Below are 16,344 nucleotides of genomic sequence, written 5' to 3'. Positions count from 1 at the left end.
AGCGCAGCAGTCCATCAGCGCCAGCGACCGCCTTGCTGGGCACGCGAAGCGGCCAAGACTGTGCCGTAGACCTCCTTGACCCCCGCAGCGAACTGTTCGATGGAATGCTCCGCCGCCACCAGCAGGGCGTGACCGGACATCTCTTCGCGCAGCCGATCGTCCTCGAGCAGCAGGATCACCCGCGCGCACCATTGGCCAATGTTTTCCGGTGTCTTGAAGCCGTTATAGCCCTGCCTGACCACATCATCGATACCACTCGAACGTACCGCCACCACTGGCAAGCCTGCGGCCATGGCCTCCAGAATGACCATGCCCTGGGTCTCCGATTTGGAGGCGAAAAGAAACAGCTCGCCCAGTCGGTAGTAAATCGCCATCTCCTCTGGCGGCACGGCGCCGAGCAGCCTGAAATGGCCAGCGAGTTTCAGCTCGTCGATACGCCTGAGCAGCCGCTCGCGCTGATGGCCGTCACCGATCATCAGGACGAGAAAGGGCCGCTCGGTCTGCCCGCGCAGACTAGCGATCGCATCGATCAGGAAATCGATGTTCTTTTCATTGGAAAGCCGCGAAACACTGATCAGGACTTGCTCGTCGCCAATGCCCAGCGCAGACCTGAGACGGGCGACCTGCTCCGCCGTCACCTCTCGAAAGCGCTGGTAGTCGATACCCGTGGGTTGCACGAAGACGGGCGTCTTCACGCCGATCATGCGCAAATACTCTTCTGCAGAGTAAGTGGGCACGATCACCGCATCGCATTTATTGGCAAAGCGCTTGATCAGCGCATGGGAGATCAGATTGCGAAAGAGCGTGCCAGGCAGAGGCACGAAGTGGGCATAGTGTTCCAGCCGGGTGTGGTAGGTAAAAACCGCCGGCACCCGCAGCCGATGCGCCAGCAGCAGGCCCAGCGAACCGAGCCAGAACGGATGGTGCAGGTGAATCAGGTCGGGGCGAAAGTCCCTGACCGCCTGACCGATACGCCGTAGGAAAATATTGGCCAAGCGAAACTCGCGCTTCTCACCCATGGCCAGGATCGACGGCACCCTGAGCACGTGCGCCTCCACCTGCGGCTGATCCCGATAACGCGGCGCAATGAGCAGCACCGCGTTGCCCATGGCCGCCAGCCCCCGCCACAGCCGCTCGATCGAGATGGGCACACCGCCGATAAAGGGCAGGTAGTTGTTGGTGAACATCGCGATCCGCAGCGGTTTCTCCAGCCAGGGCGAGGGATCCAGATCGAAGTTCGGATAATAGTCGCGCTCGGCGAAAGCCAAGGTGTAGAGCTTGATCGCGGCGATGGTCAGGCCGCAGACCAGCAGGATGAAGTTCAGATAGCCGACGTAGAACAGCGAATAGATGAAGAACCAGATGCTCTCGAGTTGCTTGAAGAGTGGGTGCTGGTCGACGTCGAGGTGCTGCACCCGAGTGTCGATACCCTGCGCGGATACCGCCACCTGCACATAATGATGAAAACTGGCCCGATCACTCAGGAGCAGGCCACCCGCCCCGCCGCTGGTAATGAAGCGGGTATCGCCGCGCCGCTGTTCGGAAAACAACGGCAGGTTGGCGGCAAATACCGCATCGACCGGGTATTGCGCGATCAGCCCCAGCAGCGCTTCACGGAACGCCGCAGGCTGCAGGTAATCCCGTTCACCGGTAAAACCGGCAGGCGCCTCACCGTGCAGCAGCGGCTTGCCGGTAAAGACAAAGGTGTGCCGCGCATCGCCCTGACGCAAGAGCTCCCTGAACCAGAGAACCTGCCAGCGCCAAGGCGTTTTGCCGGTGCTGTCGAGAAAGATGAAGCGACTGTGAGCGGCCCGGAAGCTGAAAAAATGCGGGCCGAAGTGCTCGTAGAATCGATAGCTGCCGAACTCTTCGTATTCATGGGCGCCAAAGGTCAACACATAGGGTATCTGCAAATGGCTCAGGGTGCCGTGTAGCGCCCGGTACTTGTCCTCGCCGCCGCCGCTGACCGCATTGCCGGCGGAGATGATGAAATCGACGCCGGACGCATTGAGCATCGGAATAATGCGCCGTTCGAAGATGCCGACGGAATTATTGATATTGCCCACCACCGCGAAGCTGAAGCCATCCCGATTCTCCAGCCGTGCCTGGATCGCCTCGATCTGGCCGGTGTGCTCGCCCTCGAAGTCGGACAGCACAACATTCAGATAGACCTTGTAGCCCAGCAGCAGGCAGACAATCAGCACATTGCAATAGAAAAGGAGCTTGAGCGGACGGCGCACTGTCATTGAGGACTGATCCGGCTACGGGCCTGGACGCACTGCTACACCGCCAAGCGGATGACTCTGCCACGAGCGTGGACGACAACAGGCCGGCTCGCCCTCACCCGCAAACATTCCAACGGGCTTCAATAACCCCCGAGGCTCGAGCCGCCTTCGATGCGCTAAGCATAGACAGCCGTGGCGCATACCATGCAGTTTGGGAAGCGGCGACGCGGACCGGCAAACATCAGTGCTCGCACCTCAGGTATCACTGCAAAGCCTGACGAACCGCCAACAGCAGGGCCTGATCCGCGACGGGCTTGAGCAGTGTGCTGCTGGCGGTGACCTGACCATCGGCATTCAACAGGGTGACCCTGGTGTTGTGGCTTATTTCGCCATTGTCCAGAGCCCGATACTTGATCTGCAACGCCGCCGCCATGGCTCGGGTTTGCCCCTCGTCAGCCGCCACCGCCAGGCGGAAAAAGCGCTGGTCGAGCTGGTGCATATGGCTCAGATGCGCCAACGAGGCAGGCGTATCGTGCTGCGGATTCAGGCTGACCATCAGTACCCGAAGCGCACCCGCCTCGGGCTGGAGTTCGGCGATGGTCCGCTGCAGGCTCTGCATGAGTACTGGACAGGCCGATGCACAGTCGCCATAGAACATGGTGACCAGCAATGGCTTGCCAGCCATCTCACGCCAATCGAAGCGCGTACCCTGCGCATCGGTGAGGGGCATCGCCAAGCCATACAGCGAGTCGGCGGGCAAGCTGGCGAGCGCGGCATTCACCGGTGCCGCCTGTGCCTCCGGCAACACCCCGGGGGTCAGCAGCAGGACCGTGGACAACACGGCGCCGTGCAGCGCCAGACGCAGACGTTTGACTCTATTCATTGGGGACTCCTGATAAATGAGGGACGGGGTCGCGCGCGCAGCGAAAGCCCAGATAGTTGCCGCCCTGATTGGCCTCCATGGCCGCCAGCAGGGACAAACGAATCAGCACCGCGTAGTTGTTCTTGTCGCTCAGCGACAGGGCCGCGCCACCACAGAAGGCCAACTGTTTCTGCTCGCCCTGGGTCCGGCTGTCTGCGCTGACGAACAGACCATTGAAGTCCTCTACCCACTCCCACGTCAGTTCGTGCAGATCATGGATGCCGTAGTAATTGGCTGGCTGTAGACCTATGGCCTGGGGCGGCTGATTGGCCGGACGCGAATACCAGGCGAGAATGCGCGCCAGCCAAACCGGATCCTCCCGCGCATCGGCGCGCAGTTCATCGGCCGCGGCGGCAAACTCCCACTCGTACCAGGTTGGCAAACGCGCCTGCTCACTGACGCAGAAGGCCTGGGCGGCATGCCAGCTGACCTGGGTCACCGGCGCATCGGCCTGCAGCGGCGCAAACCTCAGCGGCCCGGCCCACAACGCCAGATAGTCCGCGCCAGCCAGCACTCCCGGCACCGCACCACGCCGCCACTGCGGATGGGCCTGGAGAAACGCCAGGTACTCGGCATTGCTCACCGGCGTGCTGCGCAGCCAGAACGGCTGGATGCGGGCCGCGGAACGTTCACCATCGGCCGGCAACACGCTGCGAAACTCACCACCCGCCAACAACCGGTAGTCAGCAGCCCCGGCACTGCCGGCGATGCCCGCGCAGCAGAACAGCACCGCACGGGCCAGCCAGACGCACCTCAACCCCAGGTTCACAACTTCTTGATCTGACGCATTTCACTGACCTGCTCCGGGGTCAGTACCGGCTTGCCCTGGTTCATGGCCACATTGATGTAATTGATCACCGCCGCCACATCGTTGTCATTCAGATCCTGCGGCGGCATCACACCGTTGTAGGGCTCGCCGTTGACCACCAACTTGCCACTGCGACCGTGCAGGACGATATAGGCCATCTCATACGGCCGCTCCTGGAAGAAGTCGGAGTTGGCCAATGGCGGGAATACCCCCGCCACCCCTGTGCCATCGGGCAAGTGACAGGCCGCGCAAACCCGCTCGTAAACCGCCTTGCCACGCGCCATAGCGACATCGCCATTCGGTATCTCCGGCAGCGGCGCCTTGACCGCGACTGCTTGGCCCGCCACGGCAGGCAAGGGCTGCTTCACGCCCACACCGAAAATCTCCGGCGGTGCAGCACCGCTGACCGCCAGCAAACCGACCGCCCCCTTGTTGAAGGCGCGGGTCAGCGAGTGGTCGACGAGGGTCAGGTTACCCGGCACCTTGGGCACGAATTCGACAATCGTCGAGCCTCCAGGCGGTACCAGGGTGGTCTGCACATTTTCCTGATAGCGGGTGCCACCATCGCCATAGACGCGGTCGAAGATCGCGCCGATCACATGGAAACTGGAGGTCAGGTTGGGGCCGCCGACGCCGAAAAACATCCGCACTTTTTCGCCGGTGTTGGCGGTCAGCGAACCCTTGCCGATCAAGGCGCCATCGGCACCGTTAAACAAGACATAGGTGGGTTCTTCATCGACTGCTTTCTGCATATCGAAGTTCTGCAGGCCGTCGGCACGGTAGGCGCCGTTGGTATAGAAATCGCCCTGCATTACATAGTATTCGCGGTCAACCTTGGACATGCCCTCTTTGGGTTCGACCAGAATCATGCCGTACATGCCATTGGCCACATGCATGCCCACTGGCGCCGTGGCGCAGTGATAGACATACAATCCCGAGGCCAATGCCTTGAAGGTGAAGACCGCTTCGTTACCCGGTGCGATCAGGGTTTGCTCGGCGCCGCCACCCGGGCCGCTGACGGCATGCAAATCGATGTTGTGCGGCAGTTTGTTGCCGGCCAGATTCTGCAGATGTAATTCAACGGTATCGCCTTCACGCACCCGAATCATCTTGCCCGGCACGGTGCCGCCAAACGTCCAGAACATGTAGCGCGTACCGGGGGCTATTTCCCGCTCGACCTCTTCCACGGTCAGATTGACCACCACCCGCGCCGGGCTCTTGCGCGTAATAGGTGCCGGCAGCGCCGGGGGCGCGACCAGTTCCTGAACGATCACCGGCAGCTTCGCTTCGGTCGCGGCGACTGCGGCTGTCGAGGCCAGCGCCAACGTACAAGACAGCAGGGCGAGTTTCGTTATTGCACGCTTGAAATTACGTTCTTTCATATGCCTGTCCTCATCCTTACTGGCAGAAGTATTGGTAAATCCAGGCAAAATAGTTGCATACCTAACGAATCATTGATTGACCATAATCAACGTCCTGAAAATGGGCTGAAATACTGATTGCAGAGGGAATGGAGCATGAAGCGGATAGTTTTGCCGAACGCTATTCGCCCCGGCATTCAGGCGGGGCAGTCTTTGCCGACGCCGACTTCCAGCCCCCAAACAAGAGGCCGCGAGCATGCTCGCCGCCTTCCAAGCGCAAACACGGATCAAGTCAATCCGGCGGCGCGTGGCCTGCAGAAGGCAAGGGCTATAGTTGCTGATGGCATCGTCCTACCAGCCGGCTGCCAGACAAGCAGCCGCGGGGCGGACATTTGTTTAGCAGGCCGTTGAAAAACGTAGGCGAGGCAGCCGAGACAAGGCAAAAACAGGCGAGGAAGCGGACTGGGCTCGCACGCGAGTTTACGAGCTGTAAATGAGCATTCCGAGCCCGTTTTTAACGCCGTATCGGCAACGTAGGTAGTTTTTCAACAGCCTGCTAGTGCTTCGCCGCATCAACTCCTGATGCGTGCGGACAGTTACCGCCCAGCGCGGCAGTCGGGCTAACGGAGGCTCACCATGACTTCAGTCAGCGAAATCGCACCCGACCTGTATCGCCTATCGACCTATGTCCCCGAGGCCAACCTGCAGTTCAACCAGTTTCTCCTGCGTGACGAGCAGCCCTTGTTAGTGCATACCGGCATGCGCGGCCTCTTCCCGTCCGTCAAGGAGGCCGTGGCGCGCCTGATCGACCCGGCGACGCTTCGCTGGATTGCGTTCAGTCACTTCGAGGCCGATGAGTGCGGCTCGCTGCGCGAATGGCAGACCCTGGCACCAAAGGCCGGCGCCCTGTGCAGTCTGGTGGGCAAGGTGGTGAGTGTCGACGATGTGGTAGCCGCCAGGCCGGCGCAGGCGCTCGACGACGGGGAACTGATCAGCACCGGCAAATACCGCTTGCGCTTCCTGCGCACGCCGCACGTCCCCCACTGCTGGGAGGCCGGGCTGTTTTTCGAGGAAACCCAGGGCACCCTGCTCTGTTCCGACCTCTTCCATCAGAACGGCGATGTCGAACCGCTGACCTCCGCGGATGTGATCGGCAGGGCCAGGCAAACACTGCTGGACTATGAACACAGCCCGCTCGCCTCCTACATGCCTTACACCCGGCAGACCGCGCCGACGCTCGAGCGTCTGGCGCAGCTCAAGCCCAGGACGCTCGCGACCATGCATGGCTCGACCTTTACCGGCAATGGCGCACAGGCCATCCGCGACCTCGCCGCAGTCCTGAAGGAGATTCTCGGCGCAGAGTGATCCCGCTGGATCGGCGCGATCGGCGCCCTCTGCCCCCGCATGCCCTGGTTACCGCGTTGCCGCCCGGGGCTTTAACCGGGCGTCCAGCAAGGGCATGGCGAGTACGCGAGGTCGACTGAGCTGGCCTATAATGCGCGCCAGCAGACGAACACCGGGTATCGATCACACCCAGGCTTGGTCGAAGCGGGTAGAATGCGCGCCCGTCGCGCTGGGAGCGCGTTATGGGTACACAAGGACGCTGTCACCGAGGAGTTTTATCTTGCGCCTACTAATCACCCTGGCCACCTGCCTGTTGCTCGGTGCCTGCGCCGGTAACCCGCAGTCGACCTACGAACACGCCGTACGCTCGGCAAAGGGCCCGATCGCCAAGAGCAATCTCGAAGCCATCCATAATGTCCAGGCGATTCCCCTGCCGGTGAATCCCGGGCTGTTGCCGCCAACCTGGCAGATTGGCGCGGATCAGCCGCGCCTGGACTTCGGCAGCTCGATCTCCAATTACCGGGTGTTCTCCCTGCAACTGAAGAAGGGCGAGCGCTATGCGCTCAGCGTCAATTCGCTATGCCACAATGCCTGCCTGGGCTTCAACAAGTTCGCCCTCAAACCGCGAGCGCTGTTGCTCGATGCCTACGGCACGGTGATCGCCAATCAACCCTCGCGTGCCTCGGCCATCGTCGGCCAAGTCAGCCTGGGCTGGGATGGCGAGGCGCCGGAAGACGGTACTTATTACCTGCTGGTGGCTGCGGACAATGAAGACATCGGCAAAACCATCGTGATCGACGACATCTGGATCAACAACTCGCCGTTGATGGCGGTAAAGGTCGGCATGCACAGTGCCCCCTTCGGCCAGATCAACGCCTTTTCCACCTCCACGGGCGAGTAGCGCTAGCGCCCGGCAGCGCCAAGACGCATCTCGCCAGCACGGATTCGGGCCTAACCGTCGGCCTATTGATCAGAAGCAATGCACGTTGCGCGCAACGCCTTAGCCTGTAGCGGCCACCCCCACGGGTCCAAACAGTCGTAACGCGCGAGGTTCATATGAGTATCACGTCCGCCAGCATCTGCGAGGCCGCCGACCAACTGCAGGGTTTTGTCGGCTTCAATGCCAGGACCGGCCAACATATCGTGCGTTTCAGCGAGGATTCGTTCGGCCTGGATGTGCCGCAGGACAGCATCACCCCGAGCTGCGAGTTCGTCTGGAGCGCAGGGCCAGAGCAACTGATGACCCTCAAGCGCGAGCGCATTCAACTGCTCCTCGACCTGCGCATCGACGAGCGCCTGAATATCGGCGAACCGTTGCGGGTGTATATGCACCGCCAGGATCTGCCGGAGATCACTGCCGAGCGCCTGCTTCGCCAGGCCTGACGCGATGCCGGCGGCCAACGGTCAGCCAGGCGCAACAAATGCACTGCAATATCCAGCGCGCGGCCTCGCCGCGTAACTGGTCGGCTATTGTTCCGTCATGGGCGTAAACTTCGATCAAACAGGCTCATGCAGTTGGGAGGTGGCAATGACTGAAAAGCGCTTACGCTCCGTGCATCACTCAACCACTATCTAGACCGAGGTAAAGATCATGAGCAAAGGCATGGACTCAAAGAAACAGGCAAAAAAGAAACCGCTGAAAACAGCGCAAGAAAAACGCATGACGAAAAAGGGCAAACAAGCCGACAAAACCCTGCTCGGCAGTCACTCCTCCAACGCCTGAACCATTCGCCCAGCACCGGCCAATGGCCTGTGCTGGGCAGATAAGCCGCGAACCCGCCGCTCTCGATGAACCTCTTGTCCTGCATGCCCGATCTACACTGTCGCGCCCTACCTGCCCCACTGCTACCGCTGGTGGATGAGTTCTATCGTGCGCACCGCTCGCCCATGCGCGTCGACCGCCAGGCTCGGGTATGGGTCGTGCAACACGCGGAAATTGTCGCCGCCCTGTGCCTGCGCCCGCTGGCACAGGGGTATTGGCTTAGCGGCCTATTCGTCGCACCGAGTCAACGCCGCCAAGGGCTGGCGCGCCAATTGATCGAACAGGCCCTGGCACCGGCCAGTGAACCGGTCTGGCTGTTCTGTGATCCCGAACTGCACAGCTTCTATGAAAACCTGGGTTTTCTGCCCTGCACCAGCCTGCCCACGGCACTCGCCGAGCGGCTGTCACGCTATCAACGCAAGAAAAACCTGATCGCCCTGTGCCGTTAGCAGGCACACTGGCCCAGCAACGGCAGACGGATGCCGCACTCTTCGCCGGCTTGGCGCAAATGCTGGCACTTTGTTCAGCTTCTGCCCTTGCCGGTTCAGGCAAAGCTCTGCATCCTTCAGGCATAACAACGACAAGAGCCTTTCATGGCCAGACTGACCCAGCGACTGCTCAAGCGGCTGCGCAACGACTTCCAGCTGTCCATCATTACCCTGATGAGCCTGTTCGGCATCATGGGCATCTCGCCCTATGCCGTGTATCGACTGGCGGAAGGCAATTACCTGGTCAGCGCCGCCGACACCACCATCGTGTTCTCTACCGTCTGCGCCGTGCTCTATGCCTGGCGTACCGGCGACACGGTCAAGCCCGGCATCTACCTGGCAATCATTTTCTCGCTGGGTTCGACGCTGATTGCCATCAACCTGGGGGTCAACGGGCTGTTCTGGATCTACCCGCTGATCCTGTTCAACTTCTTCATGGTCTCCCCGGGGAAAGCCACGGCGGCTACCGTACTGGTGCTGTCGACCCTGGCCGGCTATGCACTGCTGGTACCGGGCACGGTATTCGAGAGCAGCTACCAGATGGTGTCGTTCCTGGTCACCGGCCTGCTGGCCAGCGCCATGGCCTTCATCTTCGCCTACCGCACCCGCAGCCAGCGCGACCAGTTGCAGATCCTGGCGAGCCAGGATCCGCTGACCGGCGCGCGCAATCGCCGGGCGATGAATGAGGAACTGAAGATCGCCGTCTCCATCCATCGCCGGCACGGCAACAGCTACGGCATACTGGTGATGGACCTGGATCACTTCAAACAGATCAACGACAGGTTCGGCCACCCGGCTGGCGATCAGGTGCTGGTGGCCTTCGTCGACCTGATCAGGTGCTGCTCACGCCAGGAGGATCGCCTGTTTCGCTTCGGCGGCGAAGAGTTCCTCCTGCTGCTACCCAACACCGACGAGCGCGGCCTGCGCGCCGCGTCAACCCACCTGCACCAGCAGATCGCCCAGAACCTGCCAGGCCCCGGCGGCCCGGTAACCGTCTCGATCGGCGGCGCCATCCTGCGCAACGACGAGGCTTGGGAATCCTGGCTGGAGCGCGCCGACCAATGCCTGTATCAAGCCAAAAGCGCCGGGCGCAACCGCACCATCATCGATGGCACACCGCCCATCCCGGAGCAACTGTCCGCGCAATAGCGAGCAGGCCCTGCACCGGACACAGCACCTCTGGCGAAGCACTTGCACTCCCGAGTACGCTGACTCTGTTGATGCATATCGACTTGATCATGAAGAAGACGATGTGCCGGCATGGCACGCGCGCAAGCATGCGCAAAAGACCGGCCAGCGGCTGTAACAAGCCGGGCATCAGCCAGTCTATTGAGCACATCACCGTGCAGAGAGCAGCCATGAAACGTCGTTCATTCCTCCAGGGCATGGCCTTCTTGCCCACCCTGCCCCTACTCGCCAGCCATGCCCCCCTCAGCCAGGCCGCGACTGTCGTGCCGCTGGACAAAGCGCACAGCGAGTGGCGCGAATTGTTGTCGCCAGAAGCCTATGCGGTGCTATTCGAAGAGGACACCGAACGAGCAGGCAGCAGCGCACTCAACCAAGAAAAACGCGCCGGCACCTACATCTGCGCTGCCTGTTATTTGCCGCTGTTCGACAGCCAGCACAAATATGAAAGCGGCACCGGCTGGCCCAGTTTCACCCAGGCGATCGCCGGCCACACCGGCTTCAAGCGCGACTTCAAGCTGATCTTCCCGCGCACCGAATACCATTGCGCCCGTTGCCAGGGGCACCAGGGCCACCTGTTCAATGACGGCCCGCCGCCGCGCGGCGAACGCTGGTGCAACAACGGCGTCGCGTTGCGTTTCATTCCCCAGGGTGAAGCCTTGCCCGCACTCAGGAGCTGAACATGACCGCTAAAGCCCCCTTCAGGCTCTCCCGCGGACCGCTGACCGCTGCCACCCTGGTCCTGGCCGGGTTGCTCAGCGCCTGCGGACCGAGTTCGGCCGGAACAAGCCAGACCCCGGCAACGATGCCGAGCGACTCCAGCTCACAGGATGCAGCTGTTGCGGTATTCGCCGGGGGCTGCTTCTGGTGCACCGAGTCGGATTTCGACAAGGTGCCCGGCGTACTGTCCACCACCTCCGGCTACATCGGTGGGCACCTGAAGAATCCCAGCTACGAACAGGTTTCGGCGGGTAGCAGCGGTCATATCGAAGCGGTGCAGGTGCGCTTCGATCCGGGCAAGACCAGCTACGCCAAGTTGCTGGAAGCCTACTGGCCGACCATCGACCCACTGACCCCGAATGCCCAGTTCTGCGACCACGGCGCGCAATACCGCAGCGCAATCTTCTACGCCACGCCCGAGGAGAAGGCCCTGGCCGAAGCCTCGAAAGCCGCTCTGCAAGCCTCGGGACGCTTCCAGCAACCGATCGTCACGGAAATCCTGCCCGCCAGCACCTTTTATCCGGCCGAGGACTATCACCAGGACTATTACCAGAAGAACCCGCTGCGCTATGCCTACTACCGCAACGGCTGCGGCCGCGACAAGCGCCTGGAACAGCTATGGGGTAAACACGACTGACGGTGCTGCCCTCAGCAATGGCAGCCGAGCAGAATGCTGGAACTGCTGACATCACCGTAATCTTTCAGCGCCGATCGCGCGCGCCCCAAACGAAAAAGGCCTGCATCGCTGCAGGCCTTTAATTCGGTGGTGCGTTGAGAGGAATCGAAGAGAACCGTATTTACGTGGCACACAAGTCAATCAAAAGTTCAGGCATACATATAGGCATACAAGGCACAGGCTGCTGGGTGTGGATCGATCCATTTTCGATCATCTCTTTTGGTCGTCCGTGTTGAGCGAAAAAGAGTCATTCCTACAATCTTGAAGCCTTAGCCCCACCGCACGGAAGGGTCAATTCTCCGTGTCGCGGCGGGGTCGCCTCGGGGCAATTTTCTTTCGCGCGGTGCTTCATGAGCCGTCATGTAGCCCGTCTGCAGTATCCATTCCGCTTTCAGGCGATATTTCGCCTGATTACGTGCCAAAACGCTCTTCCCAGGATATCCAATAGGTGTCGGCAACCGATAACCGAGGAGACTCCTAAATGCCGACAGACGCCTTCGAAAGCCAGTACCTCATTCGTCAAACGAGCCTGTGCAAACGACTCGACCTATCGCGCTCCGGCCTGGACAAGCTGCGCAAAAAGGACGAGACCTTTCCAAAGCCCATCAAAGACGGGGCCACCCGACAAGCAGCTACCTACTACGTAGTAGCGGAGATTGAGACCTGGATAGCCAATCGCATCGCCCAACGCGACGCGTCTATCCAATGAGGACCATCGACCACACCTCAGAGCAGCAGTCAGTAGGCTGCCTAACTGCTCGAGTTGAGGCGATTGCTGCAAGAGCCGTGGCTAAGGGTCGAGCCGCAATACTAGCCACTGCGCTTGTGACAGACGCGAAACGCTGTCAGCTACCCCCTTGGCCTGATACCGCCCGAGGAGTACCTAACATCGCATTGCGCTCGGCGCTGTTCGGCGCGATTGGGAAGGGCTCACGGCGCTACCTGGAGCGGGAAAAGATTTTCGCTCAGACAGGCATCACGATTATCTACACCGGCGCACAACTCGATCAGGGTGACCTGGATGTATGGGAGACCGTACTACACCTGGCGCGAGCTCAGCCCATCGGCCAGGAATGCAGCATCACCGCCTACAGGTTGTTGCAGCTACTGGAATTAACGGACACCGGGGCAAATCGTAAAACGCTTAAACGCCGCCTCAGCCGACTGAATGCCTGCGCGCTCGACGTTCAGGTCGGACCACGAGTCCATTATGAGGGCAGCCTGATCAACGAAATTGTCCGCGATGAACACAACGGCCAATTCGTCATTCGCCTGAATCCGGGCCTCAGCACAATGTTCGGTGCAGACCAGTTCACCCGGATTCATTGGAAGGTAAGGCAAGCACTGAACGGTCATTATTTGGCCCAGTGGCTGCATGGTTTCTACTCAAGCCATGCTGCCCCGTTCCCACTGAAAATTGAAACTCTTCATCAGTTGTCCGGCAGCAAAACCGCCGATCAGTCCAAATTTCGCCAGCTACTGCGCAAAGCACTGAATGCACTGAGCCGGGCGAGCGCCGATCATGGGCAACCTTTCAGTTATTTCATTGAGGGCAATTTGGTGAAGATCGAGAAAACCCCGAGCAAAGCGCAACGCCGTCACCTGACCAAGCGCAGATGAGAAAAATGCCGTTACTGCGGGTAGGAAAATACCGTCGCAGCAGGTATGGGATACCGTTACTGCAGGTAGGTATCGACGTCACAGCAGGTAGGTTTTACCGTTGTAGCGAGTAGCCTGTCTTCAGACTGTCTACCTCGAAACCCCAGCAACGCCTCAGACTATCGGCGGGAGGCGCCCTTCCCTAATCTTTTTTAATCTAATTCTAATCCACTCCCAGCCCCCGATTTCCAGCCAGTACTCACCTCTGGACATATCAACGAGTACATGGAGCTACTCGGCGGCCAAAGCAGCCAGCCTATGGCTCAGGTAATGGAGTCCCATCCAGGAGTGGCAACGGTTCGACTGCCAAACGCGTAGTACGGCCCCAGGTGGTGCGCGAGGTAATCAAGGCCTGCCGCAATGCCACCAGCCTGAAAATCCTTTAAACGTGTAGCGCTGCCAATGAGTCGTGCGATGGTTATTCCTACCACTCCTGCCGAACTGTTCACCAAGTTCCAGACCAGCTTCTATGGCGAGCCGGTGGAAGCAGTGTCCAAGGCGCTGGGGGTGGATTGACTCGATGCGCGACAGCGCCTTAGCGTTTTCAGCTGGGCACTTTCCCCATTGACGGAAAATCATCAGGGACGACTAGACACATCCCTACTGTACGCAGTATGTTTGAGTTGCATTTTGACAGCCATGCTGTCAGACCTATCGCTATGCGATCAAAAGTTACAATACAGTGCCCTAGCGGTTTTCTGTATCCAAGGAATAGGCCCCACGCCTAAATAAAAAGTGACAGCGTTCTAGCATGTCACTCGTGGTCGTACTCAAGGTACGCCCATAGAAAGCCCCCCCAAAAATCACTTCGCCCTTACGGTCGAAGATCAGCTCATAACGATCTGAAATCACCTGACCTGGTTTGCTGTGTCCGATTGCAACTGCAATCCTCACCGGCAACTTATCGCCTTGCGTTCTACCTGGCACCGTAACCAGCTCTTCAAAAAATACTCTCCGCAGAGACGGTCTTGATTTTTTCGAGCCCAGCCCAAGCGCAGAGCGGGTTTCAGCCTATACGTCCTCGGACGAAACCCGACGAAAATGCCAGAAATGGCCCTGAGCCAAGACATATGGGATCCGCTCCGAGGTAGAGCGGATAGGTCGACTAACGGCCGATGCCGGACTGCTGCAATTGCAGTGGAATGCGAACGCCCCGCCATAGCTCCCAATCACGACTCAGAACCAAATACACCTCCAAATCGCGGTACCACCCGCATGATCAGTGGCCCCCGCCCAGTCGGCGAGCGCTGTTTTTTGCTTGCGAAACACTCAACAGATGAATTGGGCATCGGCGGGAAAATTATTTCTTACTACGTTCGGAGATCTCACATGACAAACAGAACCAGGAATTTCGGTATTGGTTCGCGTGACATAAAAAAGGCCGGAAATTTTGCACTCAAAGAGACGAATCTATCGTTCGGCTCAACAGCAACCATCACTGAGCGCTGGAAGAAATTTGCATCATTCATGAACAAACGAGGCCTCCAGACGATGGAGCAAGTGGATCAAAAACTGGTAATCAAATACGGAAAATATCTGGCCGAGCTAGTCGACATTGGAGAGTGCTCCCCTGCGTATGCACAAAATCTTGTCAGCGCTGTAAATACGGTAATGACAATGGTCATACTAGGGAAATGGGATTCTGTAAGCCCGACCAAGGACTGCGACATTCCAGAGCGATCATACGCGCGCACAATCCCACCGACCGGAATCAACCGAAATAAGTTCTATAGCGCTATTGATGAGCTATCAGGGCAGAGTCTGGACCATGGAAAAGCTATAGCTGTACTTGCGAGAGAGCTTGGGCTTCGCACAAAAGAATCTGCCTTAATCAATTGCCACAAAGCCCTTCACGAAGCCTTGGCGCACGGTGTAATCAACATCACAGAAGGCACCAAAGGCGGGCGACCCAGAACCATCCAAATAACATCAGAATCCCAAATATCCGCACTAAAAATAGCGTCATCAACTCAGGCAAGTAAGCGCAGCTTGATTCCGACCGAGATGACATGGGCACAGTTTCGCGAAGGTGAAATACGGCAGACACGTGAAGCACTGCAACATCATGGCATTAGTCGTCTTCATGACTTGCGCAGCGCATATGCGTGTGAACGCTATGAGGCAATAACTGGACAGCAGGCCCCGGTTCTTGGTGGTTCTGTAGACAGACAAACAGACCAATTAGCACGCAATCAAATTGCACTAGAACTGGGTCACGGACGCATTGATGTAACTAACGCATACCTCGGGAGCCGACAATGATTCCGAGAGAAATTAGACACAAGCTCAATTTATATAAAGCCAAAGGGGGAAAGCAGAGCCGGCGTAGAACAGTAAAAAGAGTGGAAGAATTTGTCTCTTGGTGCAAATGTTCCCCTCACCAGATCGGCAAAAAACATGTTCACGCCTTTTTTGAGAAAATGAATTTTGCACCGCTTACAGAGCGCGATTACTGGTACGCGATAAAATTACTTTGGGAAACTCTTGGAAGACAGGGCAAGCCTCCCAAAAAAGACATAAAAGTAGAATCAAACAGCGAAGGTCAAGATACGTGAGCCAAAAAAATGAACACAAAGAGCATCCAAAAAAATTGTTTCATAAGCATGTTATGAAGCTGCATCCTGCTCCTTGCCTAGACCACTATTGCGTCACTAAATCCTGGCCAATGACAGCAGAGGAAATTCTGCTGGAATATTCAAAGTGCGATAACCGGCGCGGAGTTTTTATAATGCATTACCTAACATCCGGCGGAAAAATATTATATTTTAGATTAGCCAACAATCTCTACCTGCGCCGAGTCAATAACAGCTTATATCTCCACACTTTAAACAGCGAAAATTATGCCATAAGCTTTCTTGGAGAAAGGGTTTTTTGGATGAAATTTCTACCCCTATTATTATCAGAGCAAAAAGGGGAAATTGCAGGCTACCCAGCAGAGCTTGAAGCAGAAATCACTGAACACTTTAAGCAGCTAGCAAAATACTGGAGACGATCTAAGGAAACGTCAAGCTGGAGCGTAAAAATCTCAGACATACTCAAAAAAATAACCCTTGAACGTGCGAAAACTTAAGAAAGGAAAACTCTGCGAAAAATACTAGTAAATCTTCTGTTTTAGCCTTTAGTTAGGCTCCACTCCTAACTTAAGAAGAACTAGCCAACATCTGCACGCAATCCTTGGTAGGGAAAACCAGGAG

17 protein-coding genes are annotated in these 16,344 nt (G+C 58.2%); 13 read left to right on the top strand and 4 right to left on the bottom strand.

Translation table 11 applies throughout. From position 1 onward, the window contains the following. Positions 1-14 precede the first annotated feature (14 nt). The 4 genes from G9C89_RS06845 to nirK all read right to left on the bottom strand — a co-directional run bounded on the left by G9C89_RS06845 (position 15) and on the right by nirK (position 5,337). Positions 15-2,246, bottom strand: a complete 2,232-nt coding sequence (locus G9C89_RS06845; protein WP_172146613.1) for a glycosyltransferase — start codon at positions 2,244-2,246, stop codon at positions 15-17. A 241-nt stretch (positions 2,247-2,487) separates the two neighbouring features. Further along, a complete protein-coding gene (locus G9C89_RS06840; protein WP_172146611.1) occupies positions 2,488-3,108 on the bottom strand; it encodes an SCO family protein in 621 nt (206 codons plus the stop codon). Then, a complete protein-coding gene (locus tag G9C89_RS06835; RefSeq protein ID WP_218575915.1) occupies positions 3,101-3,904 on the bottom strand; it encodes a formylglycine-generating enzyme family protein in 804 nt (267 codons plus the stop codon). Before G9C89_RS06835 ends, G9C89_RS06840 begins: the two co-directional genes overlap by 8 nt. Before the next feature lie 8 nt (positions 3,905-3,912). Further along, a complete protein-coding gene (gene nirK / locus G9C89_RS06830) occupies positions 3,913-5,337 on the bottom strand; it encodes a copper-containing nitrite reductase (protein WP_172146609.1) in 1,425 nt (474 codons plus the stop codon). 615 nt (positions 5,338-5,952) lie between these two features. On the opposite strand from nirK, the gene G9C89_RS06825 reads away from it, so the two are divergent. The 13 genes from G9C89_RS06825 (at position 5,953) to G9C89_RS06765 (ending at position 16,220) form a co-directional block, all read left to right on the top strand. Then, on the top strand, positions 5,953-6,681 hold the full coding sequence (locus tag G9C89_RS06825; protein WP_172146607.1) for an MBL fold metallo-hydrolase: 729 nt from the start codon (positions 5,953-5,955) through the stop codon (positions 6,679-6,681). A gap of 259 nt (positions 6,682-6,940) precedes the next feature. Continuing rightward, a complete protein-coding gene (locus G9C89_RS06820) occupies positions 6,941-7,561 on the top strand; it encodes a hypothetical protein (protein WP_172146605.1) in 621 nt (206 codons plus the stop codon). A 155-nt stretch (positions 7,562-7,716) separates the two neighbouring features. Beyond that, on the top strand, positions 7,717-8,043 hold the full coding sequence (locus tag G9C89_RS06815; RefSeq protein WP_172146603.1) for a DUF2025 family protein: 327 nt from the start codon (positions 7,717-7,719) through the stop codon (positions 8,041-8,043). Between the two features lie 208 nt (positions 8,044-8,251). Further along, the gene (locus G9C89_RS25125; protein WP_256674133.1) at positions 8,252-8,383 is read left to right on the top strand and encodes a hypothetical protein; all 132 of its coding nucleotides are present in this window, start codon (positions 8,252-8,254) and stop codon (positions 8,381-8,383) included. 83 nt (positions 8,384-8,466) lie between these two features. Beyond that, positions 8,467-8,871, top strand: a complete 405-nt coding sequence (locus G9C89_RS06810) for a GNAT family N-acetyltransferase (protein WP_172146601.1) — start codon at positions 8,467-8,469, stop codon at positions 8,869-8,871. Between the two features lie 144 nt (positions 8,872-9,015). After that, positions 9,016-10,059 (top strand): GGDEF domain-containing protein, encoded by a 1,044-nt coding sequence (locus G9C89_RS06805; protein ID WP_172146599.1) that lies wholly within the window; start codon positions 9,016-9,018, stop codon positions 10,057-10,059. Positions 10,060-10,268: 209 nt separating this feature from the next. Continuing rightward, positions 10,269-10,775: a peptide-methionine (R)-S-oxide reductase MsrB gene (gene msrB / locus G9C89_RS06800; RefSeq protein WP_172146597.1), complete on the top strand. Its 507-nt coding sequence runs from the start codon at positions 10,269-10,271 to the stop codon at positions 10,773-10,775. Positions 10,776-10,777: 2 nt separating this feature from the next. Then, positions 10,778-11,452, top strand: a complete 675-nt coding sequence (gene msrA, locus G9C89_RS06795; protein ID WP_172146595.1) for a peptide-methionine (S)-S-oxide reductase MsrA — start codon at positions 10,778-10,780, stop codon at positions 11,450-11,452. 520 nt (positions 11,453-11,972) lie between these two features. Beyond that, positions 11,973-12,200 (top strand): helix-turn-helix transcriptional regulator, encoded by a 228-nt coding sequence (locus G9C89_RS06790; RefSeq protein ID WP_172146592.1) that lies wholly within the window; start codon positions 11,973-11,975, stop codon positions 12,198-12,200. Further along, positions 12,197-13,111 carry a plasmid replication initiator TrfA gene (trfA, locus tag G9C89_RS06785; protein ID WP_172146589.1) on the top strand — a complete coding sequence of 305 codons (915 nt, stop codon included), beginning with the start codon at positions 12,197-12,199 and terminating at the stop codon, positions 13,109-13,111. The genes G9C89_RS06790 and trfA overlap by 4 nt, the downstream gene beginning before the upstream one ends. A gap of 1,368 nt (positions 13,112-14,479) precedes the next feature. Next, complete coding sequence (locus G9C89_RS06775) at positions 14,480-15,412, top strand: integrase domain-containing protein (protein WP_172146586.1); 933 nt, start codon at positions 14,480-14,482, stop codon at positions 15,410-15,412. Further along, on the top strand, positions 15,409-15,705 hold the full coding sequence (locus tag G9C89_RS06770) for a hypothetical protein (RefSeq protein ID WP_172146583.1): 297 nt from the start codon (positions 15,409-15,411) through the stop codon (positions 15,703-15,705). The genes G9C89_RS06775 and G9C89_RS06770 overlap by 4 nt, the downstream gene beginning before the upstream one ends. Continuing rightward, entirely contained in the window at positions 15,702-16,220 is a 519-nt protein-coding gene (locus G9C89_RS06765; RefSeq protein WP_172146580.1) for a hypothetical protein, read from the top strand. Before G9C89_RS06770 ends, G9C89_RS06765 begins: the two co-directional genes overlap by 4 nt. The last annotated feature ends 124 nt before the right edge of the window (positions 16,221-16,344 follow it).

Origin of the sequence: Pseudomonas tumuqii (assembly GCF_013184545.1) — a bacterium.
GTDB classification, from domain to species: Bacteria; Pseudomonadota; Gammaproteobacteria; order Pseudomonadales; family Pseudomonadaceae; genus Aquipseudomonas; species Aquipseudomonas tumuqii.
This window is presented reverse-complemented; position numbering and strand designations above follow the sequence as displayed.

Bases quoted from the DNA above. Each gene is read 5' to 3' on its own strand.
- G9C89_RS06845 (WP_172146613.1), bottom strand. From the start codon at position 2,246: ATGACAGTGCGCCGTCCGCTCAAGCTCCTTTTCTATTGCAATGTGCTG.
- G9C89_RS06840 (WP_172146611.1), bottom strand. From the start codon at position 3,108: ATGAATAGAGTCAAACGTCTGCGTCTGGCGCTGCACGGCGCCGTGTTG.
- nirK (WP_172146609.1), bottom strand. From the start codon at position 5,337: ATGAAAGAACGTAATTTCAAGCGTGCAATAACGAAACTCGCCCTGCTG.
- G9C89_RS06825 (WP_172146607.1), top strand. From the start codon at position 5,953: ATGACTTCAGTCAGCGAAATCGCACCCGACCTGTATCGCCTATCGACC.
- G9C89_RS06815 (WP_172146603.1), top strand. From the start codon at position 7,717: ATGAGTATCACGTCCGCCAGCATCTGCGAGGCCGCCGACCAACTGCAG.
- G9C89_RS25125 (WP_256674133.1), top strand. From the start codon at position 8,252: ATGAGCAAAGGCATGGACTCAAAGAAACAGGCAAAAAAGAAACCGCTG.
- G9C89_RS06810 (WP_172146601.1), top strand. From the start codon at position 8,467: ATGCCCGATCTACACTGTCGCGCCCTACCTGCCCCACTGCTACCGCTG.
- G9C89_RS06805 (WP_172146599.1), top strand. From the start codon at position 9,016: ATGGCCAGACTGACCCAGCGACTGCTCAAGCGGCTGCGCAACGACTTC.
- msrB (WP_172146597.1), top strand. From the start codon at position 10,269: ATGAAACGTCGTTCATTCCTCCAGGGCATGGCCTTCTTGCCCACCCTG.
- msrA (WP_172146595.1), top strand. From the start codon at position 10,778: ATGACCGCTAAAGCCCCCTTCAGGCTCTCCCGCGGACCGCTGACCGCT.
- G9C89_RS06790 (WP_172146592.1), top strand. From the start codon at position 11,973: ATGCCGACAGACGCCTTCGAAAGCCAGTACCTCATTCGTCAAACGAGC.
- trfA (WP_172146589.1), top strand. From the start codon at position 12,197: ATGAGGACCATCGACCACACCTCAGAGCAGCAGTCAGTAGGCTGCCTA.
- G9C89_RS06775 (WP_172146586.1), top strand. From the start codon at position 14,480: ATGACAAACAGAACCAGGAATTTCGGTATTGGTTCGCGTGACATAAAA.
- G9C89_RS06770 (WP_172146583.1), top strand. From the start codon at position 15,409: ATGATTCCGAGAGAAATTAGACACAAGCTCAATTTATATAAAGCCAAA.